The organism is Neisseria sp. HMSC065C04 (assembly GCF_001815375.1).
Lineage (GTDB): Bacteria > Pseudomonadota > Gammaproteobacteria > Burkholderiales > Neisseriaceae > Neisseria > Neisseria flavescens_D.
Genome location: NZ_KV820396.1, coordinates 183,183 through 208,030, shown reverse-complemented (window position 1 = coordinate 208,030; position 24,848 = coordinate 183,183). Strand labels below are relative to the sequence as shown.

21 protein-coding genes and 2 pseudogenes are annotated in these 24,848 nt (G+C 51.2%); 12 read left to right on the top strand and 11 right to left on the bottom strand.

All coding sequences use genetic code 11. The features are described from left to right. Window positions 1-83: 83 nt before the first annotated feature. On the bottom strand, window positions 84-566 hold the full coding sequence (locus HMPREF3022_RS03390; RefSeq protein ID WP_070695332.1) for a cupin domain-containing protein: 483 nt from the start codon (window positions 564-566) through the stop codon (window positions 84-86). A gap of 100 nt (window positions 567-666) precedes the next feature. Then, window positions 667-2,076 carry a leucyl aminopeptidase gene (locus HMPREF3022_RS03385; RefSeq protein WP_070765134.1) on the bottom strand — a complete coding sequence of 470 codons (1,410 nt, stop codon included), beginning with the start codon at window positions 2,074-2,076 and terminating at the stop codon, window positions 667-669. A gap of 158 nt (window positions 2,077-2,234) precedes the next feature. Between HMPREF3022_RS03385 and lptF the strand changes: the two genes are divergently transcribed. The 4 genes from lptF to hflX all read left to right on the top strand — a co-directional run bounded on the left by lptF (window position 2,235) and on the right by hflX (window position 6,962). After that, window positions 2,235-3,350, top strand: coding sequence for an LPS export ABC transporter permease LptF (gene lptF / locus HMPREF3022_RS03380; protein ID WP_004519285.1), 1,116 nt, complete (start codon window positions 2,235-2,237; stop codon window positions 3,348-3,350). After that, complete coding sequence (gene lptG / locus HMPREF3022_RS03375) at window positions 3,347-4,417, top strand: LPS export ABC transporter permease LptG (protein WP_049330965.1); 1,071 nt, start codon at window positions 3,347-3,349, stop codon at window positions 4,415-4,417. The genes lptF and lptG overlap by 4 nt, the downstream gene beginning before the upstream one ends. Before the next feature lie 119 nt (window positions 4,418-4,536). After that, entirely contained in the window at window positions 4,537-5,757 is a 1,221-nt protein-coding gene (locus tag HMPREF3022_RS03370) for a glycosyltransferase (RefSeq protein ID WP_283119037.1), read from the top strand. A gap of 44 nt (window positions 5,758-5,801) precedes the next feature. Beyond that, window positions 5,802-6,962, top strand: a complete 1,161-nt coding sequence (hflX, locus tag HMPREF3022_RS03365; RefSeq protein ID WP_070632119.1) for a GTPase HflX — start codon at window positions 5,802-5,804, stop codon at window positions 6,960-6,962. 68 nt (window positions 6,963-7,030) lie between these two features. On the opposite strand, the gene HMPREF3022_RS11860 is transcribed toward hflX, so the two are convergent. Then, window positions 7,031-7,156, bottom strand: coding sequence for a hypothetical protein (locus HMPREF3022_RS11860; protein WP_003678791.1), 126 nt, complete (start codon window positions 7,154-7,156; stop codon window positions 7,031-7,033). Between the two features lie 361 nt (window positions 7,157-7,517). Between HMPREF3022_RS11860 and HMPREF3022_RS03360 the strand changes: the two genes are divergently transcribed. Together HMPREF3022_RS03360 and HMPREF3022_RS03355 are read left to right on the top strand one after the other, a co-directional pair. Then, a complete protein-coding gene (locus tag HMPREF3022_RS03360) occupies window positions 7,518-10,004 on the top strand; it encodes a heavy metal translocating P-type ATPase (protein WP_070765133.1) in 2,487 nt (828 codons plus the stop codon). 37 nt (window positions 10,005-10,041) lie between these two features. Continuing rightward, window positions 10,042-10,482 carry a DNA polymerase III subunit chi gene (locus HMPREF3022_RS03355; protein WP_070765132.1) on the top strand — a complete coding sequence of 147 codons (441 nt, stop codon included), beginning with the start codon at window positions 10,042-10,044 and terminating at the stop codon, window positions 10,480-10,482. Window positions 10,483-10,560: 78 nt separating this feature from the next. Here the strand turns inward: HMPREF3022_RS03355 and HMPREF3022_RS03350 are convergent, their stop codons facing one another. Next, window positions 10,561-11,781, bottom strand: coding sequence for an aspartate kinase (locus tag HMPREF3022_RS03350; protein ID WP_070765131.1), 1,221 nt, complete (start codon window positions 11,779-11,781; stop codon window positions 10,561-10,563). Between the two features lie 171 nt (window positions 11,782-11,952). Further along, window positions 11,953-12,681, bottom strand: a complete 729-nt coding sequence (gene rph / locus HMPREF3022_RS03345; protein ID WP_070765130.1) for a ribonuclease PH — start codon at window positions 12,679-12,681, stop codon at window positions 11,953-11,955. Between the two features lie 139 nt (window positions 12,682-12,820). Here rph and HMPREF3022_RS03340 point away from each other — a divergent pair, with 139 nt between their 5' ends. After that, window positions 12,821-13,708 carry a YicC/YloC family endoribonuclease gene (locus HMPREF3022_RS03340; protein WP_283119036.1) on the top strand — a complete coding sequence of 296 codons (888 nt, stop codon included), beginning with the start codon at window positions 12,821-12,823 and terminating at the stop codon, window positions 13,706-13,708. A gap of 205 nt (window positions 13,709-13,913) precedes the next feature. Next, a complete protein-coding gene (locus HMPREF3022_RS03335; protein ID WP_070765129.1) occupies window positions 13,914-14,864 on the top strand; it encodes a bile acid:sodium symporter family protein in 951 nt (316 codons plus the stop codon). A gap of 68 nt (window positions 14,865-14,932) precedes the next feature. On the opposite strand, the gene HMPREF3022_RS03330 is transcribed toward HMPREF3022_RS03335, so the two are convergent. Continuing rightward, the gene (locus HMPREF3022_RS03330) at window positions 14,933-15,478 is read right to left on the bottom strand and encodes a TIGR00645 family protein (RefSeq protein WP_049330893.1); all 546 of its coding nucleotides are present in this window, start codon (window positions 15,476-15,478) and stop codon (window positions 14,933-14,935) included. A 195-nt stretch (window positions 15,479-15,673) separates the two neighbouring features. Between HMPREF3022_RS03330 and HMPREF3022_RS03325 the strand changes: the two are divergent. Next, window positions 15,674-16,234: pseudogene (locus HMPREF3022_RS03325) on the top strand (TSUP family transporter); the annotation flags it as partial. A gap of 1 nt (window position 16,235) precedes the next feature. Continuing rightward, a pseudogene (locus HMPREF3022_RS11245) lies at window positions 16,236-16,397 on the top strand (IS3 family transposase); the annotation flags it as partial. A gap of 24 nt (window positions 16,398-16,421) precedes the next feature. Here HMPREF3022_RS11245 and HMPREF3022_RS03320 read toward each other — a convergent pair. The 5 genes from HMPREF3022_RS03320 to HMPREF3022_RS03300 form a co-directional block, all read right to left on the bottom strand. Further along, window positions 16,422-16,805, bottom strand: a complete 384-nt coding sequence (locus HMPREF3022_RS03320; RefSeq protein WP_036491551.1) for a CopM family metallochaperone — start codon at window positions 16,803-16,805, stop codon at window positions 16,422-16,424. A gap of 241 nt (window positions 16,806-17,046) precedes the next feature. Further along, window positions 17,047-18,642 carry a peptide chain release factor 3 gene (locus HMPREF3022_RS03315; protein WP_049330894.1) on the bottom strand — a complete coding sequence of 532 codons (1,596 nt, stop codon included), beginning with the start codon at window positions 18,640-18,642 and terminating at the stop codon, window positions 17,047-17,049. A 213-nt stretch (window positions 18,643-18,855) separates the two neighbouring features. Continuing rightward, window positions 18,856-19,998 (bottom strand): NADH-dependent flavin oxidoreductase, encoded by a 1,143-nt coding sequence (locus HMPREF3022_RS03310; protein WP_049330895.1) that lies wholly within the window; start codon window positions 19,996-19,998, stop codon window positions 18,856-18,858. 118 nt (window positions 19,999-20,116) lie between these two features. Then, window positions 20,117-21,181, bottom strand: a complete 1,065-nt coding sequence (locus tag HMPREF3022_RS03305; protein WP_003745670.1) for a 2,3-butanediol dehydrogenase — start codon at window positions 21,179-21,181, stop codon at window positions 20,117-20,119. Window positions 21,182-21,415: 234 nt separating this feature from the next. Beyond that, window positions 21,416-22,474 (bottom strand): histone deacetylase family protein, encoded by a 1,059-nt coding sequence (locus HMPREF3022_RS03300; protein ID WP_049330896.1) that lies wholly within the window; start codon window positions 22,472-22,474, stop codon window positions 21,416-21,418. A gap of 176 nt (window positions 22,475-22,650) precedes the next feature. Here HMPREF3022_RS03300 and yajC point away from each other — a divergent pair, with 176 nt between their 5' ends. Continuing rightward, window positions 22,651-22,917 carry a preprotein translocase subunit YajC gene (gene yajC / locus HMPREF3022_RS03295; protein ID WP_049330898.1) on the top strand — a complete coding sequence of 89 codons (267 nt, stop codon included), beginning with the start codon at window positions 22,651-22,653 and terminating at the stop codon, window positions 22,915-22,917. 75 nt (window positions 22,918-22,992) lie between these two features. Next, entirely contained in the window at window positions 22,993-24,846 is a 1,854-nt protein-coding gene (secD, locus tag HMPREF3022_RS03290; protein WP_049330899.1) for a protein translocase subunit SecD, read from the top strand. Window positions 24,847-24,848 lie beyond the last annotated feature (2 nt).

The window sequence follows — 24,848 nt, the reverse complement described above, 5'->3', positions numbered from 1 at the left end:
AAATGAAAACGGAACAATCTCTCTGCAGCCTGGTTTGGGTAAGGCAGAAAGTCATGGCAGATTGTTTGCTTTCATTGAAAGCATTACTTGGTTTCGGCGGCTTTAGCGCCAGTGGTCTCTGCAATCAGATCAAGGAATACCAACGGTTTTTTGTCGATATTTTTGAGTGCGTGGGACTGTCCAGGGCGGGCGATGGTAATGTCGCCGGCACCGACTTCGGTTTGTTTGCCTTCGCTGTCGGTAAACAGGCCTTTGCCGGATACGATGATGTAAACGTCTTCATTGCCGGTATGTTTGTGCTGACCGATGGAAGCACCCGGCGGTAATGTGAGCCAGCCGATTTCTTTGAATGCGTCTTGGTCGGCGGTTTGATGGCGCGTGAAGGCAAAGTTGCCGAGCAATGGGCCTTGGCCTCCGGCTGCGTTTTCGCGGTTCCATTCTGCTAAGTCGGCTTTTTTGTACACTTGGATGCTGCGGTCGGTGGGGGTGGTTTGTTCGGCAGCTTGGGCGCTTATGGATGTGCCGAGCAGAAGGGCGACAGATAATGCGGCAAATAGTGGTTTCATGGTGGTTCTCCGTTTGTCAGGTTGAGTCAGATAATGCGGATTCCGTTTTCAGACGGCCTGCGGGGTTGAAATGTGTAACCCTGCAGGCTTCCCCCAAGTTTTATTTCACATTGCGCAGATAGTTCAACAATAAAGGAACAGGGCGGCCGGTCGCGCCTTTTTCACCGCCGGATTTCCATGCGGTACCTGCGATGTCGAGGTGTGCCCATGGATAGTCTTCGGTGAAGTAAGACAGGAATGTTGCGGCGGTAATCGTGCCTGCACCCGGCGTACCGATGTTTGGAATGTCGGCAAAGTTGGATTTGAGTTGGTCTTTGTAGGTTTCAAAGAGCGGCAGTTGCCATGCTTTGTCGTCCACGTTGCGGGAAGCGGTCAGCAGGCTGTCGACCAAATCTTGATTGTTGCCCATCACGCCGCTGACGTCATGACCCAAAGCGATGATGCACGCGCCGGTCAGGGTGGCGACGTCGATAACGGCTTTGGGTTTGAATTGTTCGGCGTAAGTGAGTGCGTCGCATAAAATCAGACGGCCTTCGGCATCGGTGTTCAATACTTCGATGGTCAAGCCTTTCATGCTTTTCACGACGTCCCCCGGTTTGTTGGCCGCGCCGGAAGGCATGTTTTCGCAGGTGGCGACGACGGCAATCAGGTTGATCGGCAGTTGCAGTTTGACGGCGGCGCAGAAGGTACTGATGACGGTTGCCGCGCCGCACATGTCGAACTTCATTTCGTCCATGTTCAGGCCGGGTTTGAGGGAAATGCCGCCTGTGTCGAAGGTAATGCCTTTGCCGACCAAGACGACGGGGGCGGCTTCTTTGTCGGCCGCACCGAAATAGCTCAGTTCGACCAAATATGGGTCTTCGACGCTGCCTTTGGCGACAGACCAGAACGAACCCATGTTTTCTTTAATGTAGTCTTTTTCAATGATTTTAGCGTGTGCGCCCAATTTTTCGGCTTCGGCTTTCGCGGTACGCGCGAGGAATTCAGGCGTGCATTCGTTGGGTGCGGCATTGCCCAAGTCGCGGCAGAGGCTTTGTCCGTAAACCTGCGCTTCGGCAACGCGCAGGGCTTCTTTGACGGCGGCTTCGTGTGCGCTGTGGAACACGGCTTCTGCAAATTTGGCCGGTTTGGCTTCTTTTTTGTAGCGGTCGAAACGGTAGGCGGCATTGCCGAACGCAATCGCAAACGCTTCGGCAACGGCTGCTGCTTGCGCTTCTTCAAAGGCGTGAACGTCCACATTGACCGTTTCTTGATTTTGCGCCCATTTGGCGGCTTCGGCTGCGGCTTTGTTCAGCGCGGCGCGGTCGGTTTTTTCGAGGCGGGCGACGGCAATGGCTTGCAAACTGTTGTCCGTCGGGATTTTGGTGTCGGCGAAATTTTGACCTTCTTCAAGGGAAGTGAAGAGGGCGAGGGCAGTTGGGTTGCTCAGTTGTGATGCTTCGGCGCAGACAAATAATTGCGCACCTGCCTGTTGAGCCTGCAAAGTTTCGGCTTTTGTGCTAAATTTCACGTTTATTCTCCTGATTGGAACGGTTGTCGGTTGTTCAGACGGCCTGTTGACCAACCGTCCGAACAGATGAAAATCATTGTACTCCATTTGTGTCATGCCGTCTGAAGCCTTATTAATAAATATAGGTTTCCCATAAACCATATACCACGCTCAATCTTATGATTTACCAAAGAAACTTTATTAAAGAACTTTCCTTTACCGCCGTCGGCATCTTTGTCGTCCTCTTGGCGGTATTGGTGTCCACGCAGGCCATCAACCTGCTTGGCCGCGCAGCCGACGGGCGTGTCGCCATCGATGCCGTGTTGGCTTTAGTCGGCTTTTGGGTAATCGGCATGACCCCGCTTTTGCTGGTGTTGACCGCATTTATCAGTACGTTGACCGTATTGACCCGCTACTGGCGCGACAGCGAAATGTCGGTCTGGCTTTCCTGCGGATTGGCATTGAAACAATGGATACGCCCGGTCATGCAGTTTGCCGTGCCGTTTGCCATTTTGATTGCCGTCATGCAGCTTTGGGTAATGCCGTGGGCAGAGTTACGCAGTCGTGAATATGCCGAAATTTTGAAGCAGAAGCAGGAGTTGTCTTTGGTGGAAGCCGGCGAGTTCAATAGCTTGGGTAAGCGCAACGGCAGGGTTTATTTTGTCGAAACCTTCGATACTGAATCCGGCATCATGAAAAACCTGTTCCTGCGCGAGCAGGATAAAAACGGCAACGACAACATCGTTTTTGCCAAAGAGGGCAATTTTTCGCTGACCGACAACAAACGCACGCTTGAATTGCGCGACGGCTACCGTTACAGCGGTACGCCCGGCAAAGCCGATTACAACCGCGTTTCTTTCCAACACCTCAGCCTGATTATCAGCACTACGCCCAAACTCATCGACCCTGTTTCACACCGCCGTACCATCCCGACCGCCCAACTGATTGGCAGCAGCAATCCCCAACACCAGGCGGAATTGATGTGGCGTATTTCCTTGACCGTCAGCGTTTTGTTGCTGTGTCTGCTTGCCGTGCCGCTTTCCTATTTCAATCCGCGCAGCGGCCATACTTACAATATCCTGATTGCTATCGGTTTATTTTTGGTTTACCAAAACGGGCTGACCTTCCTGCGCAATGCTGTGGAAGACGGTAAAATCCATTTTTGGCTCGGACTGCTGCCTATGCACATCATCATGTTTGTGATTGCCGTCGTCCTGCTGCGCGTGCGCAGTATGCCTAGCCAACCCTTCTGGCAGGCGGTTGCCAAAAGTCTGACATTGAAAGGCGGAAAATGAACCTGATTTCACGTTACATCATCCGTCAAATGGCGGTTATGGCAGTTTACGCCCTCCTTGCCTTCCTCGCTTTGTACAGCTTTTTTGAAATCATCAACGAAGTTGGCGATCTTGGAAAAGGCAGCTATAACGGCGCAAAATTGGGGCAGTATGTTTTAATGCAGATGCCTGCGCGCGCATATGAACTGATGCCGCTTGCCGTTTTGATCGGCGGCCTGATTTCTCTCAGTCAACTGGCCTCCGGCAGCGAGCTGACCGTTATCAAAGCCAGCGGCATGAGCACCAAAAAGCTGCTGTTGATTCTGTCGCAGTTCGGTTTGATTTTCGCCATTGCCACCGTCGCACTTGGCGAATGGGTTGCTCCCACTCTGAGCCAAAAAGCCGAAAACATCAAAGCTGCGGCCATTAACGGCAAAATCAGCACCGGCAATACCGGCCTTTGGTTGAAAGAAAAAAACAGCATTATCAACGTGCGCGAAATGTTGCCCGACCATACGCTTTTGGGCATCAAAATTTGGCAGCGCAACGATAAAAACGAACTGATCCAAGCGGCAGAAGCAGAATCGGCCGTTTTGAATCCTGATGGCAGCTGGCAGCTGAAAAATATCCGCCGCAGCATATTGGGCGAAGATAAAGTCGAGGTTGCCACTGCTGCCGAAGAAAACTGGCCGATTTCCGTCAAACGCAACCTGATGGATGTATTGCTCGTCAAGCCCGACCAAATGTCTGTCGGCGAATTGACTACCTACATCGACCATCTGGAAAAAAACAACCAAAATACCCAGGTCTATGCCATCGCATGGTGGCGCAAGCTGGTGTATCCCGTAGCCGCATGGGTGATGGCGCTTGTTGCCTTCGCCTTTACCCCGCAAACGACGCGCCACGGCAATATGGGCTTGAAACTTTTCGGCGGTATCTGCCTTGGTTTGCTGTTCCACTTTGCCGGACGGCTCTTCGGCTTTACCAGCCAGTTGTACGGCGTGCCGCCATTTTTGGCGGGCGCATTGCCGACGGTTTTGTTTGCACTGTTGGCGGTGTATCTGATACGTCGTCAGGAAAAAAGATAAGGCAAAATAAACTTCAGGCCGTCTGAAAGGCAATCTTCAGACGGCCTGAGTATTTTGTGTGCAAAAAACAAAATGCTAAAGTAAAATAATACCTTTCCAAACCAATGCGGCTATTGAAAATGTCCCAAACCATCTGCTTGAATATGATTGTCAAAAACGAAGCGGCAATCATCGAAGAAACACTGGCCAACATCACAGACCACATCAAACTTGACTACTATGTCATTAGCGACACCGGCTCGACAGATGATACTGCCGACGTGATCCGCCGCTTTTTCGATGCAAAGGGCATCGCAGGCGAGATTCATCATGATGGTTGGCAAAATTTTGCATACAACCGCAATCAGGCGTTGAAACACGCAAAAGGCAAAACCGATTATGTGTTGATTTTTGATGCGGACGACCGCTTTGAAGGCAAATTGGAATTGCCCGAGCTGACAGCCGACCGTTACCGCCTCCGCATGAGAAATGCCATGGGCAGCGTGGTTTATTACCGTCCGCTGTTGTTGCGCAATGACGGTACATTCTACTGGCGCGGCGTGTTGCACGAGTTTATCGAAACCGACAAACAAGATACCAGCGAAGCCACGCTTCATGGCGACTATACGGTTCTCAGCGGCCGTTTCGGCGCACGCAGCAATATGGCGAACAAATACCTGCTTGATGCCGTTTCCTTGGAAAAAGCGTTTTACAGCCCTGAAGATGAAGACCTGAAACCACGTTACGCCTTTTATGCGGCGCGTTCTTATTGGGATTCCGATATGCCCGAGCGCGCGAGTGAATGGTTTAAAAAACGTATCGAGTTGGGCGGTTGGATAGAGGAAGTGACGGTTTCTTACCAACAGCTGGGCGAGTGCTACAAATTAATGGGCAAACGCGATGAAGCCTTGGCAACTTGGTTGGCAGGCTACGATTACAACCCGCGCCGCGCCGAGTGCCTCTACCTTGCGCAAACCATGCTGCGTCAGGAAGGGAAATACCGCATTTCCCATGCAATCGGCCTGATGGCGAAACGTATCCCGTTCCCAAAAGACGATATTCTTTTTGTCCAAAGCAATGTTTATCAGTTGGACATCGATTATGAATTGTCGGTTACCGCTTATGCGGCCGGCGATTTGCGTCAAGGCTATGAGTCTTGCCGACACTTGCTCTTGCTTAATGTACGCGAGGAATTGACCACGGTGACCATGCAAAATATGTGGCTCTACCGCGAACACGCGCAAACAGAAACGCGTGAAGTGTTGGAGCAACTGGTGGCCGTCATGCAGCCTTATGCCGAGCAGGGCGGACGTTTGGCAGAAGTAACCGAATATTTCGCCGATATTTTGAAAAACCGTTAATCAGCACTTTGCCCCGGCCATAAGGCCGTCTGAAAGGAAATTTTTTGAGCAAGCGCAATCTGTTTTCCGTCGATAAATCTTTGGAAAAGCCCGAACGCGTCCTCTTGGTCGGCGTGATGCTGACGGCGGACTATTCCGGCGCAAACGAAACGCGCGAGCGCGGCTTTCAGACGGCCTTGACCGAAGCGGCAGAATTGGTAAACGCGGCCGGCGGTGATTTGGTTTCTATCGAAACTTCACGCCGCGATAAACCGCATCCGGCTTTGTTTGTCGGTACGGGCAAGGCGGAAGAGTTGGCGGCAGTGGTCAAGCAGCATGATGTCGGGCTGGTCGTGTTCAATCACGAACTCACGCCGACACAAGAGCGTAATCTGGAAAAAGAGCTTCAATGCCGTGTACTCGACAGAGTGGGTTTGATTTTGGCGATTTTTGCCAAACGCGCCCAATCGCAGGAAGGTAAGTTACAGGTGGAGCTGGCTCAGTTGAACCATTTGAGCGGACGGCTGGTACGCGGTTATGGACACCTGCAAAGTCAGAAGGGCGGTATCGGTTTGAAAGGGCCGGGCGAAACCCAGCTGGAAACCGACCGCCGCTTAATCGGACAAAAAATCACGGCATTGAAAAAACAGCTTGCCGATGTCCGCAAACAACGCGCCACGCGCCGCAAATCGCGCATGAGCGGCCGTCTGAAAACCTTTGCCATTGTCGGCTATACCAATGCTGGAAAATCCAGCCTGTTCAACCGCTTGACCAAAGCAGACGTATTGGCGAAAGACCAGTTGTTCGCTACTTTGGATACCACTGCGCGCCGGCTTTTCCTGTCGCACGAGGCGAGCGTGATTTTGACCGATACCGTCGGTTTCGTCCGCGATTTGCCGCACAAGCTGGTGTCGGCGTTTTCCGCTACTTTGGAAGAGACGGCGATGGCGGATGTATTACTGCACGTCGTTGATGCGTCCAATCCCGATTTTGAACGGCAGATGGACGATGTCAACGAAGTCTTGGAAGAAATCGGCGCGCATGAAATTCCGCAATTGGTGGTGTACAACAAAATCGATTTGCTGCCGTCGGGGATGCGTGAAGCAGGCATTTTGCGCGACAACTCCGGACACGCCGTCGGCGTGAATGTTTCCGTCGCCGAAAGTTTGGGCTTGGACGGTTTGCGCGAAGCGATGATTGAATTGGCCGTACAGCCAAGTGATTGATAGTATGGAATGAAACAAGGCCGTCTGAATATTCAGACGGCCTTACCGTAAAATTTTAAATCCGAGGATTATGCCGACAGAGGGCTTTTCTTTTTGAACACGCTTTCGTAAAGCATCCAAGCGGCGAGGCTCAGGTATACGGTGCTGGACAAAATGCCGATAACGGCGAAGATAGGCATAAGGCGATCAATCATGGTGAGGTTTCCCAATAAGTTAGTGTTATAAGTAAATGTGTGTTTTTTTATTTCCGTCTTCGCGGAATGCCTAAAGTATGCTGCTCAAATGGATTGAGGTCAATAAAAAATGTATTAGGATTTTTAAAAAAGTTCCATTTTTACATTAAAATAATCGGAAGTTTTTAAAGATAAACGGTATTTATATATTACCGTTCATCATTTGATAAACGGTCAATACTTTGTTTTCCATATTTTTTACAAAGTCCGACAGCCTGTTAATTCAAAATTGAATGAAAAGAGGCGGAAAAACGCTTTTTGCTAAAATGTAACACCCTGGGACGGTTGTTTCAGGCCGTCTGAAAAATAAATCGAATACATTATGACATCTTCCACACATCCCCAAAAAAACTGCTTCCATTGCGGACTTGAAGTCCCGGATCATCTGCATTTGACGGTTCGTTTTGAAGACGAAGAACACGAAACCTGTTGCGCCGGTTGCCAAGCGGTGGCGCAGAGTATTATTGATGCCGGTTTGGGTAATTATTACAAACAGCGTACCGCAGACGCGGAAAAATCTGAATTGCCGCCGCCGGAAGTGTTGTCGCAATTAAAGCTGTACGATTTGCTCGAAGTGCAGGCTGATTTTGTCGAGGTCGGCGCAGGGGATGAGCGCGAGGCGGTCTTGATGCTGGGCGGCATTACCTGCGCCGCGTGTGTGTGGCTGATTGAACAACAGTTGTTGCGCATGAAGGGCGTGGTGCGTGTGGATTTGAATTACAGCACCCACCGCTGCCGTGTGGTGTGGGATAGCGCCCACATCGAATTGTCGGACATTCTGCTAAAAATCCGCCAAACCGGTTATACCGCCGCGCCTTATGATGCGCAAAAAATCGAAGCGCAGGCGCAGAAGGAGCGCAAACAGTTTATCGTCAGATTGGCCGTGGCTGGTCTGGGTATGATGCAGACGATGATGTTTGCCCTGCCGACTTATTTTTACGGCGGAGACATCGAGCCGCTTTATTTGGAAATCCTGCATTGGGGCGGCTTTTTAATGGTGTTGCCCGTTGTGTTTTATAGCGCGTTGCCGTTTTACCGCGGCGCCTGGCGCGACTGGAAAAACCGCCGTGTCGGCATGGATACGCCGATTGCCATTGCCATTGTGATGACCTTTATCGCCGGCATTTACAGCCTGGCCACCAACGCAGGGCAGGGCATGTATTTTGAATCCATCGCCATGCTGCTGTTTTTCCTGTTGGGCGGGCGTTTTATGGAACATATTGCCCGACGCAAAGCAGGTGATGCGGCGGAGCGGTTGGTCAAACTGATTCCGGCATTCTGCCACCGTTTGCCGGCTTATCCGGAAAGCGAAGCCATCGAGGAAGCCGCGGTCGTCCGCCTCAATATCGGCGATACGATTGTTGTGAAACCCGGAGAAGTCATTCCGGTGGACGGTACGGTTTTATCCGGCGAGAGTGAAGTTAACGAAGCCATGTTGACCGGCGAAAGCCTGCCCATTGTGAAAAGGCCGTCTGAAAAAGTAACCGCCGGCACGCTCAACACCAGCAGCCCTTTAATCATCCGCACCGACCATACCGGCGGCAACACGCGCCTGTCCCATATCGTCAAACTGCTCGACCGTGCGCTGGCGCAAAAACCGCGTGCCGCCGAGTTGGCCGAAAAATACGCGTCCAGTTTTGTGTTTAGCGAGCTCTTGCTTGCTATTCCCGTTTTTATCGGCTGGGCGTGGTATGCCGATGCGCACACCGCCTTGTGGATTACCGTTGCCCTGCTGGTCATTACCTGCCCGTGCGCCTTGTCGCTTGCCACGCCGACCGCGCTGGCCGCTTCTACCGGTGCGCTTGCCAAAGACGGCATTCTTATCAGTGGCAAACAAAGCCTGGAAACGCTTGCCCAAATTGACGATATCGTGTTCGATAAAACCGGGACGCTGACCAAAGGGCAGCTTTCCGTCAGCCGTATGTTGTCCGTAGGCCGTCTGAACGAAGCCCAAGCCCTTGCTATCGCCCAAGCATTGGAACAGCAATCCGAACACCCCATCGCCCGTGCCATTTTGAACCATACGCTTTCAGACGGCCCTGTATCCGCGCTTGATGTAAAAGTGCAGCAACGGGTCAACCGTATCGGACACGGTGTCAGCGCGCAAATCGAATTTGATGGCGAAACCCAAGTTTGGACTTTGGGCAAAGCGGCGTTTGTTTCGGAAATTGCCGGTAATCTGCCCGAAGTCTTTGCCCATGTCGACCACACAGGCGGCATTATTTTCTTGGGCAATCAAAGCGGTTTTCAGACGGCCTTTTTGCTGGAAGACCAAATCAAAGACAGCGCCGCTGAAATGTTGCAAAACCTGAAACAACACGGCATCCGTCTGCACCTTTTAAGTGGCGACCGTCAGGCTGCCGTAGCCCAAGTCGCGCAAGAGCTGGGTTTGGACGCTTATTGCGCCGAAGCCACGCCTGAAGACAAGCTGGCTTATGTAGAAAATCTGCAAAAACAAGGACGTAAAGTCATGATGATCGGCGACGGTATCAACGATGCCCCCGTCCTTGCCCAAGCCGACGTATCGGCCGCCGTGGCCACGAGTGCCGATGTAGCGCGAGACGGTGCGGATGTGGTTTTGCTCAATGATGATTTGAACGTTTTGCCCGTGATGATGGAACAGGCACGCCGCACCCATCAAATCATCCGCCAAAACCTGACTTGGGCGAGCGCATACAATCTGGTTGCCGTTCCATTGGCCGTGTTTGGTTACGTGACCCCGTGGATCGCCGCGCTCGGCATGAGTTTCAGCTCGCTGCTGGTGTTGGGCAATGCCTTGAGATTATTGAAAACCAAAAAGGCCGTCTGAAAACGGCAAATCCATTGCCTAAACGAAAGAATACGCCATGCCTAAAGCCACTTTTTATACACACGTCACCCAGCCGGCCGCCTTTGCCTGCCGCCTGATTGCGCGCGCCATACGCGATGGCGGGCAGATTTTGGTGTGGTCGGATTCTGTTGCGGCAGTGCAGCAATTAGACGTTGATTTGTGGCAGCAGATTCCCGAAAGCTTTATTCCGCATGAAGTCTGGCTGCCTACCGACCCCATGCCGTCTGAAACGCCGGTATTGCTTGCATTTGGAAACTCATTGCCGAATATTTCGCAAGATTGCACGGTTTTGAACCTGTCTGCTGATTTCTGGAGTCAAGCCCCGGCCATTCCAAACCGTATCCTTGAAATTGTGGGCAACAGCTTAGAAGATTTGGCCGAAGCCCGAGACCGGTTCCGAGCGTATCGTCAGAGCGGATTTGAGATTGAGCATTTTTCGAGAGAAGGGAAGGATTGAGTATTGAAACAGCAAGGTTTTAATAAAAAAGGCCGTCTGAAACAATAAAGTTTCAGACGGCCTTTTGATTGGCTGGAATTAGTTGCCTAAGTCGAATGCTTTATGCAGAACGCGGGTAGCCAGTTCCATGTATTTTTCGTCAATCAGGACGGATACTTTGATTTCGGAAGTTGAAATCATTTGGATGTTGATGCCTTCTTCTGCGAGGGTGCGGAAGATTTTGGCGGCTACGCCGACGTGTGAACGCATGCCCAAGCCGACTGCGGAGACTTTGCATACGGTGTCGTCGCCGTCGATGTAAGCGGCGCCGATGCTGTCTTGGCGTTGTTGCAGGAGTTCGATGGTTTGTTTGTAGTCGCCGCGTGGAACGGTGAAGGAGAAGTCGGTTGTGCCTTCGCTGCCGACATTTTGGATGATCATGTCGACTTCGATGTTGGCATCGGCAACTGCGCCGAGGATTTGGTAGGCAACGCCGGGTTTGTCGGGTACGCCGCGTACGTTGATGCGGGCTTGGTTTTTGTCAAATGCGATACCGGTTACGGCTGCTCTTTCCATGTTGTCGTCCTCTTCAAAGGTAATCAGGGTGCCGTCGCCGCCATCTTGCAGGCTGCTAAGTACGCGCAGGCGCACTTTGTATTTTCCGGCGAATTCTACGGAGCGGATTTGTAAAACTTTTGAGCCGAGGCTGGCCAATTCGATCATTTCTTCGAATGTGATCGTGTCCATGCGGCGTGCTTCGGGTACGACGCGCGGGTCGGTGGTGTAAACGCCGTCCACGTCGGTATAAATTTGGCATTCGTCGGCTTTGAGGGCTGCAGCGATGGCAACGGCGGAGGTGTCCGAACCGCCACGGCCGAGGGTTGAGATATTGCCTTCGCTGCTGATGCCTTGGAAACCGGCTACGATAACGACTTTACCGGCGGCCAAATCGGCACGCATTCTTTCGTCGTCGATGTTTTCGATGCGGGCTTTGGTGTGGGAAGTGTCGGTTTTGAGGGCAACCTGCCAGCCGGTGTAGCTTTTGGCGTCAACGCCAATGTCTTTCAGGGCCATGGCCAGCAGGCCGATGGTCACTTGTTCGCCGGTAGCGAGAACGACGTCGAGTTCGCGCGGATCGGGATGCTCTTGCATTTCGTGCGCCAGTGCGACCAGTCGGTTGGTTTCGCCGCTCATGGCGGATACGACGACTACGATGTCGTGTCCTTCGGCGCGGGCTTTGGCGACACGTTTGGCTACGTTTTTGATGCGTTCGGGCGAGCCTACTGATGTGCCGCCGTATTTATGTACGATTAACGCCATGTTTCGTGCTTTCTTGTGGGGGTTGTCGGGCAGCTTGGTTTGCTGGAAAAAGGGTTATTATTACTATTTTTTACATGGAATTCAAGGATAGAACGCGCTTTTTTGAGTAAATACGCATAAAGGGGTTTGGTTAAAAAAGGCCGTCTGAAAGTTTTCAGACGGCCTTGCTGCTTATCGGGCTAAAAGGGCGGCCTGCTGGTGTTGAACCAATTCGGCAATGCCTTTATGCGCGAGGGCAATGAGTTTGCCCAATTCTTCGATGCTGAACGGTGCGCCTTCGGCCGTACCTTGGATTTCGATTATTTTGCCGGACGCGGTCATGATGATGTTGACGTCGCTGTCGCAGCCTGAATCTTCAGGATAGTCCAAGTCTAAAAGCGGTACACCGCCCACCACGCCGGCGGACACGGCGGCAACCGCTTCACGGATTGGGTTTTCGCTGATAAGGCCGTCTGAAAGCAGTTTGTCCACGGCGATTTGCAGGGCAACGTAGGCGCCGGTAATGGAGGCGGTACGCGTGCCGCCGTCGGCTTGGATAACGTCGCAGTCAATCAGGATTTGGCGTTCGCCGAGTTTTTCCATATCGACGACGGCGCGCAGCGAGCGGCCGATCAGGCGTTGGATTTCTTGTGTGCGTCCGGATTGTTTGCCCGCGGCGGCCTCGCGGCGCATACGGGAGGCGGTGGAAGCCGGCAACATACCGTATTCGGCCGTTACCCAGCCTTGTTCTTTACCGCGCAGGAACGGTGGGACATTTTCGTCGATAGAGGCGGTGCAAATCACTTTGGTGTTGCCGCACTCGATGAGGCAGGAGCCGTCGGCGTGGGGGAGGAAGTTTGGGGTAATTTTGATATTGCGCAGGCTGTCGGCGGTGCGGCCGGTGCGGGTGTAGTCGCTCATGATGATCCTTTTGGGCGGAATGAAAAATAGGTTGCCTTGAATTATAGAGGAATTTGGCAGCAAAGGCCGTCTGAAAATCGTCGGTCGGGTGTGTTATAGTGTCTATACTTTCACTCGTATTTGGAAACGGAGTAAAACCATGGCTACAAGACGAACTATTCAAATCCACAGCATGACCGGCTTTGCCAATGCCGCAGGCGAATGCGGCGGCAAGCGGATTAATTTGGAAATCCGCGCAGTCAACCATCGTTATTTGGATGTCCAATTCCGTATGCCGGAAGAGTTGCGCTATTTGGAAGGCGCATTGCGCGAACAGATTGCCGCGGCCGTGGCGCGCGGTAAACTGGAATGCCGTGTTCAGCTGCAAGATGCCTCCTCGGGCGGACAGACTTTGGAAGTCAATCAGGATTTAGTCGCACAACTGGCGCATTTGAACAAAGAATGGCGCAAGGAACACAATTTCGGCAAGCTGAGCGTGGCCGACGTTTTGCGTTTCCCCGGCGTTTTGGCAGGTCAGAGCGAAGACTCTGAGGCCTTGGCGAAAGGTGTTAAAGATTTATTGACCAGCGCGTTGAAAGAGTTTACCGCCGCCCGCAAACGCGAGGGCAAAAAACTGGGCGAACATTTATTGCAACGTCTGACCGCTATGGAAGAGATTGTGGACGCTTTGAACGAGCTGTTCCCAAGCCTGCTGCAAGCGCATATGGACAAAGTCAAAACCCGTTTGGCAGAAGCTGTCGGCAATATCGACAACGACCGTCTGCAACAGGAATTTGCTTTGTTTATTCAAAAATCCGATGTGGATGAAGAATTCAGCCGTTTGCGCACCCATATCGCCGAAGTACGCCGTATCGTTACCGAAGGCAAGGGCAGCGCAGGCAAACGCTTGGATTTTCTGATGCAGGAACTCAACCGCGAGGCCAACACATTGGGCAGCAAAGCCATCGCGGCTGAATGTACACAAGCTTCGGTTGAACTGAAAGTCTTAATCGAGCAAATGCGCGAACAGGTTCAAAATATCGAATAAATTGATAATGAACAGATAAAACAAGGCCGTCTGAAAAGTTTCAGACGGCCTTTGTGTTGATATTGGGTGGAGTCAGTGTGGTTTGTTTTTAAACATTATTGGATGATGGATTTCCTGTTTCGTTACTGTAATTGCGCATAAGAGTTAACATGTGTTAAATTATGGCAATTATTGTCATGATAAAAACATACAAAGGAGTAAAAATATGAACTTTCTGACCGCTATCAGTCGGCAAATGACCCGCTTCACCGCCCTGATTATCGTCCTTGCCTCCATCATCGCCTTTATTGAGCCTGCCACTTTTTCATGGGTAAAAGGCGATACGCAAGTCGTCGTACTCGGCATTATCATGCTGGGTATGGGCATGACTTTGGGCAAAGAAGATTATCAAATTCTGGCGCAACGTCCGCTCGATATTTTTATCGGCGCAATCGCCCAATACACGATTATGCCCCTGCTTGCCATCGGCATTGCCAAAGCCTTTGACCTTTCGCCCGGATTGACGCTAGGTCTGATTTTGGTCGGTACCTGCCCGGGCGGTGTTTCGTCCAATATCATGAGTTTTTTGGCTAAAGGCGATGTTGCCTTTTCGGTCGGCATGACCACGGTTTCCACCGTCCTCGCGCCTGTGATGACGCCGCTGTGGATGACTTATTTGGTCGGACAAACCGTCGAAATGGACGGCTGGGGTATGTTCAAATTTATGCTGCTCGTTACCCTGTTGCCTGTCGTTATCGGCTCTACCGCCAATATCTTGCTGCATAAAAAACATTGGTTTGAAGACGTGCGCGCGATTATGCCTGCCGTTGCCGTTGTCGCGTTTGCCTGTATCGTCGGCGGCGTTGCTGCCGTTCACGGCCACCGTTTCGCTGAATCCGCCTTTGTTATGGTACTCGCCATCGCTGCCCACAACATCGGTGGCTACATCCTCGGCTATTACAGCGGCGCACTGACCGGCATGAACACCGCCAAAAAACGCACCCTTGCCATCGAAGTCGGTGTACAAAATGCCGGACTTGCCACCGGTTTGAGTGCTAAATTCTTCCCCGGTAATGCCGAGTCTGCCGTTGCCGCCGCCGTTGCCTGCGTTTGGCACTCTGTGTCAGGAACGATTTTGGGCAACTTGTTTGCCTGGTGGGACAAGCGTAAGCAATAAGCTGTAAACATTGCCAGATAACAAAAGGCCGTCTGAAATATTTCAGACGGCCTTTTGATTGCTTTTTATCAATGCGCTTTATGTGTCGTGCTGTACACGATTTTGTCCGTTAAAGCCATGGCGAGGGCGGAAATCAGGAAGCAGATGTGGGTAATACATTGCCACATGATTTGTTTTTCCGACAGATTGGCGGCGTTGAGGAAGGTTTGCAGCAGATGGATGGAGGAAATGCTGATGATGGACATCGACAGCTTAACCTTCAAAACCGAAGCATTGACATGACTGAGCCATTCGGGCTGGTCGGGATGTTCGTCAACATGGAGGCGGGAAACGAAGGTCTCGTAGCCGCCGACAATGACCATGGTCAACAGGTTGGCAATCATCACGACATCAATCAGGTTCAATACGGCGATCATGATGGTGTTTTCATCCATGATGCTGAAATTGGATACCAAGTGCCACAATGATTTGAGGAACTTACAGGCATAAATGACTTGGGCGATAATCAAGCCTATATAAATCGGCAGTTGCAGCCAGTGGCTGGCGAAAATGAAATGCGCGAAGATGCCCATTCGATCGTGGGCTGTGCGTTTGGTCGGGGTGGAATGTTCCATAAAATGTGTTGTGTGTAGGAAAGATAAGGGGCGGCATTTTAATGGAAAAGTTTTTAAGCTGCAATTTGAGTGGTTGAATTTAAAAAGAAAGGCCGTCTGAAAACAGGATATTGTTTCTTGTTTTCAGACGGCCTTGTAGGTTGTCAGGATAGGCAAATACGCGCAAAATCGCTTTGCTTTTTAGAGATGGACATTATGCTTGCAGATTTGTTTTTTTATTATCTGGTGTTGGTCGGCTTTGCCGCAGGGCTGATGGATGCAGCGGTTGGCGGCGGCGGGTTGTTGCAGATTCCCGGATTGTTCAACCTATTGCCAAACGCAACGCCTGTGGCCTCGGTGATGGGTGTCAATAAATTTGCTTCCTGCTGCGGAACGTTGACCGCGACGGGGCAATATCTGCGCCGAATCCCCGTACCGTGGAAAATGCTGCTACCTGCCGCGGCGTTGGCATTTGCCGCTTCATATTTGGGCGCGAAAACGGTGGTATATTTCCCTGTGCAATACATGAAACCGGCAATGTTGGTCATCATGATTGCCATGTGCCTGTACACTTTTTTGAAAAAAGACTTGGGGCAGACGGTGCGCACTGAAAAGCTGACGCGCCGCGAAACTTTATGGGGCTTATTTTTCGGCGCGTTAATCGGGTTTTACGACGGCGTGTTCGGGCCGGGAACGGGCAGCTTGCTGGCTTTTGTGTTCGTCCGCTTTTACGGCTACGATTTTCTGGCGGCGAATGCCTCGGCAAAGGTCATCAATTGGACGATTAAAAATGGAATGTTATTACGGTAAATGATTTGAGACGTTCTAACAACTGGAAAAAACGATTCATGAGTACATTCATTATTACAACCATGAGCGCATTCAGGGGAAACTAAAAGGACTGAGCTCTGTGAATTACAGAACTCAGTCCTTGAACTAAATCAGTCTAACTTTTGGGGTCAGATCATTTTACGGAGCTTTTTTTGTTGTGTGCTTTAAGCCATTTTTGCATTTGTTCAATTTCCGCTTGTTGTGCGTTAATAATATCCTCAGCAAGCTTACGCATCTCAGGATCCTTTCCGTATTTTAATTCAACTTCCGCCATTTTTACTGCGCCAATATGGTGTGGCAACATACCTGCTGCAAAAGCAACATCAGGATCTTTATATTGCGCAGCTGCCATCATGTCTTGATTCATTTGATTCATACCTTGCATTAATTCTTGTTGCATTGCAGAATCTGTCGACATTGGCATATTCATGTGTGCTTGATGCGGTTGTTCATTAGCTTGGGCATAATTTGAAATTGCAACAGCGCTAAGTGTGATAAAAGTCATAAGTTTTTTCATATTTTTCGCCTATGTGATAACTGAAGGAGCACAAATTATAAACTTTGACCTAAAGTTAAAGTCAACATTTATTCCGAAAATGTTTGGTGAGGTGCTAAAAGCTAAAATAAGACAATATTTGAGCTGCGTTACGGATTTATGTTGCTGCTGTGCCTGACCATTGGGAAGTTTGCTTGGGATTTATTGGGTTGATATCGAATGAAAAAAAGGCCGTCTGAAAGTTTCAGACGGCCTTTGTGTTTTACAGTTTAACCGAATGCTCGCGTGTTTCGTGGAACACGATATCCGGCCAGCGTTCTTGCGTCAGGTTCAGGTTGACGCGGTTAGGCGCGAGGTAGGCGAGGTTGCCGCCTGCGTCTATCGAAAGGTTGCCTGCGTTGGCTTTTTCAAATTCCGCCAGCTTTTTCTTGTCTTCGCACGATACCCAGCGTGCCGACCAGATGGATGTGCTGTCGAACACGGCTTCTACGCCGTATTCGTTGGCCAGTCGCGAGGTAACGACTTCAAACTGCAACACGCCGACTGCGCCCAAAATCAAATCTGCGCCGCTCATCGGCTTGAAGACCTGCACCGCGCCTTCTTCGCCAAGCTGTTGCAAGCCTTTTTGCAGTTGTTTGATTTTCAGTGGGTTTTTGATGCGGACGCTGCGGAACAGTTCGGGCGCAAAGAATGGGATGCCGGTGAACGCCAGTTGTTCGCCTTCGGAGAAGCTGTCGCCGATTTGGATGTTGCCGTGGTTCGGGATACCGATGATGTCGCCGGCGTAGGCTTCTTCCACCAGCTCACGGTCGTGCGACATGAAGGTTACCACGCTGGAGGCGGCGATTTCGCGGTTGATACGCAGGTGTTTCATCTTCATGCCGCGCTCAAATTTACCGGAGCAGACGCGCAAGAAGGCGATACGGTCGCGGTGTTTTGGGTCCATATTGGCTTGGATTTTGAAGATAAATCCGGAGAATTTTGGCTCGTCAGGCTCGACCATGCGCACGGTTGCGTCGCGCGGTTTCGGCGAAGGCGCCCAGTCAATCAATGAATTGAGGATTTCCTGAATACCGAAGTTGTTAATCGCCGAACCGAAGAACACGGGCGTGAGTTCGCCGGCGAGGAATTCGTCGAGATTAAACTCGTTGGAAGCGGCCTGCACCAATTCGATTTCGTCGCGCAACTGTTGGATTTCCAATGGAAAGCGTTGTTCCAATTCGGGATTATCGATGCCTTTGATGATGTCGAACTCGTGCGGCAGGCGCTCGCCGCCTGCGTCGAAGAGATAGATTTCATCGTTCAGGATGTGGTACACGCCCTTGAAGTTTTTGCCCATGCCGATCGGCCAGGTTACGGGCGCGCAGCGGATTTGTAGGATGTTTTCCACTTCGTCCAGCAATTCCAACGAATCGCGTACTTCGCGGTCGTATTTGTTCATGAACGTGACAATCGGCGTATTGCGCAGGCGGCAGACGTTCAAGAGTTTGATGGTTTGCGCTTCCACGCCTTTTGCCGCGTCGATGACCATCAAGGCGCTGTCCACAGCGGTCAATACGCGGTAGGTATCTTCGGAGAAGTCTTGGTGTCCCGGCGTATCCAAGAGGTTGACGGTGTGGTCTTTGTAGTCGAACTGCATCACGGACGAAGCCACGGAAATGCCGCGCTGCTTCTCGATGTCCATCCAGTCGGAGGTAGCGAATTTGCCGGTTTTCTTACCTTTTACCGTACCCGCGCTTTGAATCGCACCTGAAAACAGCAGCAGTTTTTCGGTCAACGTGGTTTTACCCGCGTCAGGGTGGGAGATGATGGCAAACGTGCGTCGGCGGCGCACTTGGTCGAGGATTTCTTGGGACATGGTTTTCTTTGCAAAAAGGTTCAGGCCGTTTTTTCAGACGGCCTGAAGGATATGGGTGTTGGAAAACAGGCTAAAATAAGGGCGTGTGCAACACGCCCCGCAATAGATTGAAAGATGCGGAATTGTACAAAAAAATGCTTGATAATTCAATGTTTGTACCAAAACAAAGGCCGTCTGAAAAGTTTCAGACGGCCTTTGTTTATGAATCGATGATTAAATATCCATCGGTTTCCATTCTGCGCCTTTTACCGGCGGCAGCCATGATTGCGTACCGCTGGAGGCAAATCCCCACAAGGTGTCGGGGAGGCCGTAATGGTCGGCGCGCGTCGGGTCGAGTTGGGTTTCGATTTCATCTTCGCGGTCTTCACGGATTTGCGTGGCGATGTGCGGATTAATCATCACGGTTTTGCCCAATGCGATAAATTCTGCCCAGCCGGTTTCATAGGCGGCCAAAATTTGGTCGGCGGTAAACAGGTTGCCCACGCCGATAAGCGGCAGTTTGCCGTTGATGCGTTCGTGGATAAACTGCATGCGGGTTTGCGCGGTATCGCCGCCACGACGGATTTTTTTATCAAATTCCCACAAGGAAACGTGCAGATATTGCAGCGGTTTTTGTACCAATGCGTCAATCAATGCGCCGGTTTCGGTCATGGTTAAGCCGTCGTCGCCCGGTTCTTCAGGGGAGAAGCGGTAGCCGATAATGAAGTCGTTGCGCTGGTGTTTTTCACGGACGGCAACTACGGCATCGATAACGGCCAGCGGGAAGCGCATTCTGTTTTCCAAGCTGCCGCCCCATTGGTCGTTGCGGCGGTTGCTTTGGGCAGAGTAAAACTGTTGGATCAGATAGCCGTTCGCACCGTGGATTTCCACGCCGTCAAAACCGGCACGAAGCGCCAAATCGGCGGCTTGCGCATAAGAGGCGATGAGTGCTTCGACTTCTTTTGCTGTCGTTTCGCGTGCGTGTTCGGCTTCGCTGGCGGAAGCGCTGATTTTGTCGAGACCGTCCAAAAGGTCATCAATGGCTTTGGAGCCGCCGTGATGGATTTGCAAAATCGCTTTTGCGCCTTGCTGTTGCAGGATTTGTGCGGTTTCTTTCAGGCTGTCGAGGCAGTGTTCGCCTGTGGCTTCAGGTTGGCCGTGAAAGGCTTTGCCGTCTTTTTGAACCAAAGTGGCGGCAGTGATAAACATGCCCATATCGCTTGCGCGGTTGCTGAGGAAGGTACGCTCTTGGTCGCTGATTAAACCGTCGGTTTGTGAGCCGAAATGGGTCATGGGGGCGACGACAAGGCGGTTTTTGATGGTTACGCCGTTATTGAGGGTGTATGTTTGAAAGAGTGGGGCGTATTTTGGATTCATGAGATTTTGCTCTTGATAAGTGAATGGTTGGCAGAGAATTGGGTCATTCGGGAATTTATCAAGTAAACAGGCCGTCTGAAAAGTTTCAGACGGCCTGTCTATTCTTTAAACCTTAGGATTAAAGATTAGGGTTGACAATGATTTTTACTGCGGATTCGTTGTTGTGGATCAGGCGCTCGAAGCCTTCGGAAATCAATTCGTCCAGTTTGATGCGTTGGGTGATGAAAGGCTCAAGGTTGATTTTGCCTTCTTCAACCAATTTGATGGTTTCTGCGTGGTCGTTGCAGTAGGCGATGGTGCCGCGCACGTCCAACTCTTTCATCACAACGCTGTGGACGTTGATGGTAGCGGGGTGGCTCCAAATGGATACGATGACGACTTTCGCAGTCGGACGGCATGCTTCGACCATGGTGTCCAGTACTTTGTTGACGCTGGTGCATTCGAATGCAACGTCTACGCCTTCGCCGTTGGTCAGTTTTTTCACTTCTTCAACGACATCGACTTCGGATGGGTCGAGGATGTAGTCGGCCACGCCGGCTTCGCGTGCTTTGTCTTTACGTGCTTTGCTCAATTCGGTGATGATGACTTTGATGCCTTTGGCTTTCAGTACGGCAGCCAACAGCAAACCGATTGGGCCTGCACCGCCAACCAATGCGACATCGCCTTCTTTCGCACCACTGCGTACATAAGCATGGTGGCCGACAGACAGAGGCTCAATCAAAGCAGCTTGGTCCAATGGGATTTTGTCGGAAATAGGGTGTACCCAACGGCGTTTAACGGCAATTTTTTCAGACAAGCCACCACCGCAGCCACCCAAGCCGATGAAGTTCATGTCTTTGGAGAGGTGGTAGTTGCTGCCTTCGCCGGTCGGTACGTCGTCGCGGATGATGTAGGGTTCAACGACAACGTGTTGGCCGACTTTGATGTCGTCCACGCCTTCGCCTACGGCATAAACTACGCCGGAGAACTCGTGACCCATGGTTACAGGGGCAGACTCGCCAGAGATTGGGTGCGGATGACCGCAAGGCGGAATGAAAATCGGGCCTTCCATGAATTCGTGCAGGTCGGTACCGCAGATACCGCACCACGCAACATTGATGCCGACAGTACCCGGAGCTACGGTTGGCTCGGGAATGTCTTCGATGCGGATGTCGCCTTTGTTGTAAAAACGTGCTGCTTTCATTGTAACGCTCCTTTTTTTAAGTGGAGGCCGTCTGAAAAAGACGGTCAATTGGGGAAAGGGAAGCAGTGTGGCGTGTGAAATGTTTTTATTGATATGTTTTATGCCTGTTATTTTACTACTGGTAATATGGAAATGGTTTGTCTTTGCTCAAATTAAAGTTTGTAAATGAAAAAAAAAGGCCGTCTGAAATGGATAATCTGTTTTCAGACGGCCTGGGGCAATAGTTTGAATGCGTTATGGTGTAGGATTATTACTTTTGCCGCGCTTCAGATGCTTTTGGTAGGCGATGACGTAGTCGGCCTTGCTTAAGCCTGCCAATACGCGGATGTGGGCGGCGGCAGATTTAGACATGGATTCCAAGGTATATCCGCCCTCCAGCACGGAAACGATACGTCCTTGACAGCTTGCTGTTGCTTGGACGATTTTGTGTGTCAGCCAGGCAAAATCGGCTTCATGCAGGTTCAGACGGCCTGTTTCGTCTTGTTTGTGCCCGTCAAAACCGGCTGAAAGCAACACCAACTCGGGGCGGAAGGCCGTGAGCTTGGGCAGCCATTGTTCGCGGATGGTCGTGCGGAAGATACGGCTGCCTGTGCCCGGTTTGAGGGGCGTATGCAGCATATTCTTATTGCCGGCGTATTGTTCCGCCTGAGGGAAGGGAAAGATGTCGGTTTCAAACAGGTTGAAAAACATCACGCGCGGATCGTCTTGGAGAATCTCCGCCGTACCGTCGCCGAAGTGGACGTCGAAATCGATGACGGCGATGCGTTGCAAGCGGTATTGGGCAATGGCGTACATCACGCCGGCGGCAACGTTGTTGATCAGGCAAAATCCGCCGGCGCTGTTGCTGTGGGCATGGTGGCCGGGGGGGCGGATGGCGCAAAAAGCATGCCAGGCCTTTTTGTTCATCACCATATCGACTGCTTTGACAACGGCTCCGGCCGCAAAACGGGCGGCTTGGAGGGAGTCGTGGCAGATGACGGTATCGTCGTCGATACGGTGGATTTTACCGGGGAGCGGCTGGGCGGATTCCAACTCGTGCAGATAGTTGCGCGAGTGGACCAATGCCAGTTGTGCATCTTTAATTTCGGGTGCTTCAGCGGTTTGCAGATGACGCCAAATGCCTTCCTTTTTTAAGGCGGATTGAATGGCGCTGATGCGTTCTGGCTTGTCGGGGTGGTTGGTGCCTGGCTGGTGCTGCAGAAATATCGGATGGGAAATCCATACGGTGCGGGCATTTTTGCCAAGTAGTCGACGCAGCAGGGTACGCACGCGCCAAATGATTTTTTTAAGCATGGAAAGTGTGTATCGAACGAGTCGCACGGACTGCTAAATATGGTTAATAAATACGGAAATGCTTGGAAATTTTTCAGACGGCCTTTAGAATAGCTCAATTTTACAGTCCGACCAACTGCGTTTTGGGCTGTATGCAGTTTTTTACTTAATCTAAAACTTGAAAGAACGGATATATTATGAATCAAGCAGTGTCCCAATTGGTCCCTTTCGTACTGATTATGGTTTTTGCCTACTTCTTGCTCATACGCCCTCAAAACAAGAAATTCAAGGAACACCAAGCCGTGCTTGCCACTTTGAAAGTCGGTGATAAGGTTGTTTTGGCAGCAGGTTTCAGAGGTCGTATTACCAAAGTCGGCGAACAGTTTTTTACCGTGGACATCGGTCAAGGTGCGAAAATCGAAGTGGAAGTTGAGCGCAACGCGATTGCCGCGAAAGCCGAATAATCCGTTTTTTTGCAAAAAGCCGCCTCATTTTCCGAGCGCGGCTGTTTGCCTTTATAAATAAAGCAAAGGTTTACCATGAATCGTTATCCTTTATGGAAATACCTGCTGATTGCGTTCACGATTGTGGTTGCGGCTGTTTACTCGCTGCCCAACCTTTTCGGTGAAACGCCTGCCGTACAGGTATCGACCAACCGACAAGCCATCGTGATCAACGATCAAACCCAGTCTAAAGTGGATGCCGCGCTGAAACAGGCAGGTATTCAGACTGATGGTATGTTCATCGTCGACAACTCGCTGAAAGTGCGTCTCAAAGATACCGAAACGCAATTGAAAGCGCGCGACGTCATCGAAAATACTTTGGGTGAGGGCTATATTACCGCGCTCAACCTGTTGGCAGACAGCCCTGAGTGGATGGCAAAAATCAAAGCCAATCCGATGTTCCTGGGTCTGGACTTGCGCGGCGGCGTGCATTTCACCATGCAGGTGGACATGAAAGCCGCGATGCAGAAAACGTTTGAACGTTATTCCGGCGATATCCGCCGAGAATTGCGCCGCGAAAAAATCCGTACCGGTACAGTGCATCAGACTGAAAACGGTCTGACCGTGCCTTTGCAAGATGCTGCCGATGTACAAAAAGCCTTGCCTCAGTTGCAAAAATTGTTCCCTGAAGCCACGCTGCTGCCGGACGGGAACAATATCGTGCTGACTTTGTCTGAAGAGGCAATCAATAAAGTACGTTCTGATGCAGTTAAACAAAACATCAATACGTTGCACAACCGTGTGAACGAATTGGGCGTAGCCGAACCGGTTATCCAACAATCCGGCCTTGACCGCATTGTCGTACAGCTGCCGGGCGTACAAGATACTGCCAAAGCCAAAGACATTATCGGTCGTACTGCGACTTTGGAAGTGCGTATGGTGGAAGACGATCCGATCAAACTGCAAGAAGCTTTGAACGGCAATGTGCCGACCGGTTACGAATTGCTGTCAAGCGGTGGCGATCATCCGGAAACTATCTTGGTCAACAAACAAGTTGAACTAACCGGCGACAACATCAACGATGCGCAACCTAGCTTTGACCAAATGGGCGCGCCTGCCGTGAGCCTGAGCCTGGATAGTGCGGGCGGCAGCATTTTTGGCGAATTGACTTCGGCCAATGTGGGTAAACGTATGGCTATGGTGTTGATCGACCAAGGTAAATCCGAAGTCGTGACCGCGCCTGTCATCCGAGCCGCCATTACCGGTGGCCGCGTGGAGATTTCCGGCAGCATGACGACAGCCGAAGCCAACGATACTTCATTGTTGCTGCGCGCCGGTTCGCTGGCCGCGCCGATGCAGATTGTCGAAGAACGTACCATCGGCCCGTCTTTGGGTAAAGAAAACATTGAAAAAGGTTTCCACTCTACCTTGTGGGGCTTTGCCGCTGTTGCTGCATTCATGGTGATTTACTATCGCTTGATGGGTTTCTTCTCTACCATTGCCTTGAGTACCAATATCTTGTTTTTGGTGGGTATTTTGTCTGCCATGCAGGCAACGCTGACCTTGCCGGGTATTGCCGCCTTGGCTTTGACCTTGGGTATGGCGATTGACTCCAACGTGTTGATTAATGAACGTATCCGTGAGGAACTGCGTGCCGGTGTCGTACCACAGCAGGCCATCAACCTCGGTTTCCAACACGCTTGGGCAACCATTGTCGACTCCAACTTGACCTCCCTGATTGCCGGTATCGCTTTGTTGGTATTCGGTTCCGGCCCGGTACGCGGTTTTGCGGTTGTACACTGTATCGGTATTCTGACTTCGATGTATTCATCCGTGGTCGTGTTCCGTGCTTTGGTCAACCTGTGGTACGGCCGTCGCCGCAAATTGCAAAATATTTCCATCGGTTCGGTATGGAAGCCGAAAGCTGAAATGGCAGAAGGCAAGGAGTAAAA

What these genes read in the sequence shown, in the direction of transcription:
- HMPREF3022_RS03355 (WP_070765132.1), top strand. Translation starts at nt 10,042, where the DNA reads ATGCCTAAAGCCACTTTTTATACACACGTCACCCAGCCGGCCGCCTTT.
- yajC (WP_049330898.1), top strand. Translation starts at nt 22,651, where the DNA reads ATGAATCAAGCAGTGTCCCAATTGGTCCCTTTCGTACTGATTATGGTT.
- HMPREF3022_RS03315 (WP_049330894.1), bottom strand. Translation starts at nt 18,642, where the DNA reads ATGTCCCAAGAAATCCTCGACCAAGTGCGCCGCCGACGCACGTTTGCC.
- HMPREF3022_RS03370 (WP_283119037.1), top strand. Translation starts at nt 4,537, where the DNA reads ATGTCCCAAACCATCTGCTTGAATATGATTGTCAAAAACGAAGCGGCA.
- lptG (WP_049330965.1), top strand. Translation starts at nt 3,347, where the DNA reads ATGAACCTGATTTCACGTTACATCATCCGTCAAATGGCGGTTATGGCA.
- HMPREF3022_RS03360 (WP_070765133.1), top strand. Translation starts at nt 7,518, where the DNA reads ATGACATCTTCCACACATCCCCAAAAAAACTGCTTCCATTGCGGACTT.
- HMPREF3022_RS03310 (WP_049330895.1), bottom strand. Translation starts at nt 19,998, where the DNA reads ATGAATCCAAAATACGCCCCACTCTTTCAAACATACACCCTCAATAAC.
- HMPREF3022_RS03305 (WP_003745670.1), bottom strand. Translation starts at nt 21,181, where the DNA reads ATGAAAGCAGCACGTTTTTACAACAAAGGCGACATCCGCATCGAAGAC.
- secD (WP_049330899.1), top strand. Translation starts at nt 22,993, where the DNA reads ATGAATCGTTATCCTTTATGGAAATACCTGCTGATTGCGTTCACGATT.
- HMPREF3022_RS11860 (WP_003678791.1), bottom strand. Translation starts at nt 7,156, where the DNA reads ATGATTGATCGCCTTATGCCTATCTTCGCCGTTATCGGCATTTTGTCC.
- HMPREF3022_RS03390 (WP_070695332.1), bottom strand. Translation starts at nt 566, where the DNA reads ATGAAACCACTATTTGCCGCATTATCTGTCGCCCTTCTGCTCGGCACA.
- rph (WP_070765130.1), bottom strand. Translation starts at nt 12,681, where the DNA reads ATGAGCGACTACACCCGCACCGGCCGCACCGCCGACAGCCTGCGCAAT.
- HMPREF3022_RS03340 (WP_283119036.1), top strand. Translation starts at nt 12,821, where the DNA reads ATGGCTACAAGACGAACTATTCAAATCCACAGCATGACCGGCTTTGCC.
- lptF (WP_004519285.1), top strand. Translation starts at nt 2,235, where the DNA reads ATGATTTACCAAAGAAACTTTATTAAAGAACTTTCCTTTACCGCCGTC.
- HMPREF3022_RS03350 (WP_070765131.1), bottom strand. Translation starts at nt 11,781, where the DNA reads ATGGCGTTAATCGTACATAAATACGGCGGCACATCAGTAGGCTCGCCC.
- HMPREF3022_RS03335 (WP_070765129.1), top strand. Translation starts at nt 13,914, where the DNA reads ATGAACTTTCTGACCGCTATCAGTCGGCAAATGACCCGCTTCACCGCC.
- HMPREF3022_RS03300 (WP_049330896.1), bottom strand. Translation starts at nt 22,474, where the DNA reads ATGCTTAAAAAAATCATTTGGCGCGTGCGTACCCTGCTGCGTCGACTA.
- HMPREF3022_RS03320 (WP_036491551.1), bottom strand. Translation starts at nt 16,805, where the DNA reads ATGAAAAAACTTATGACTTTTATCACACTTAGCGCTGTTGCAATTTCA.
- HMPREF3022_RS03330 (WP_049330893.1), bottom strand. Translation starts at nt 15,478, where the DNA reads ATGGAACATTCCACCCCGACCAAACGCACAGCCCACGATCGAATGGGC.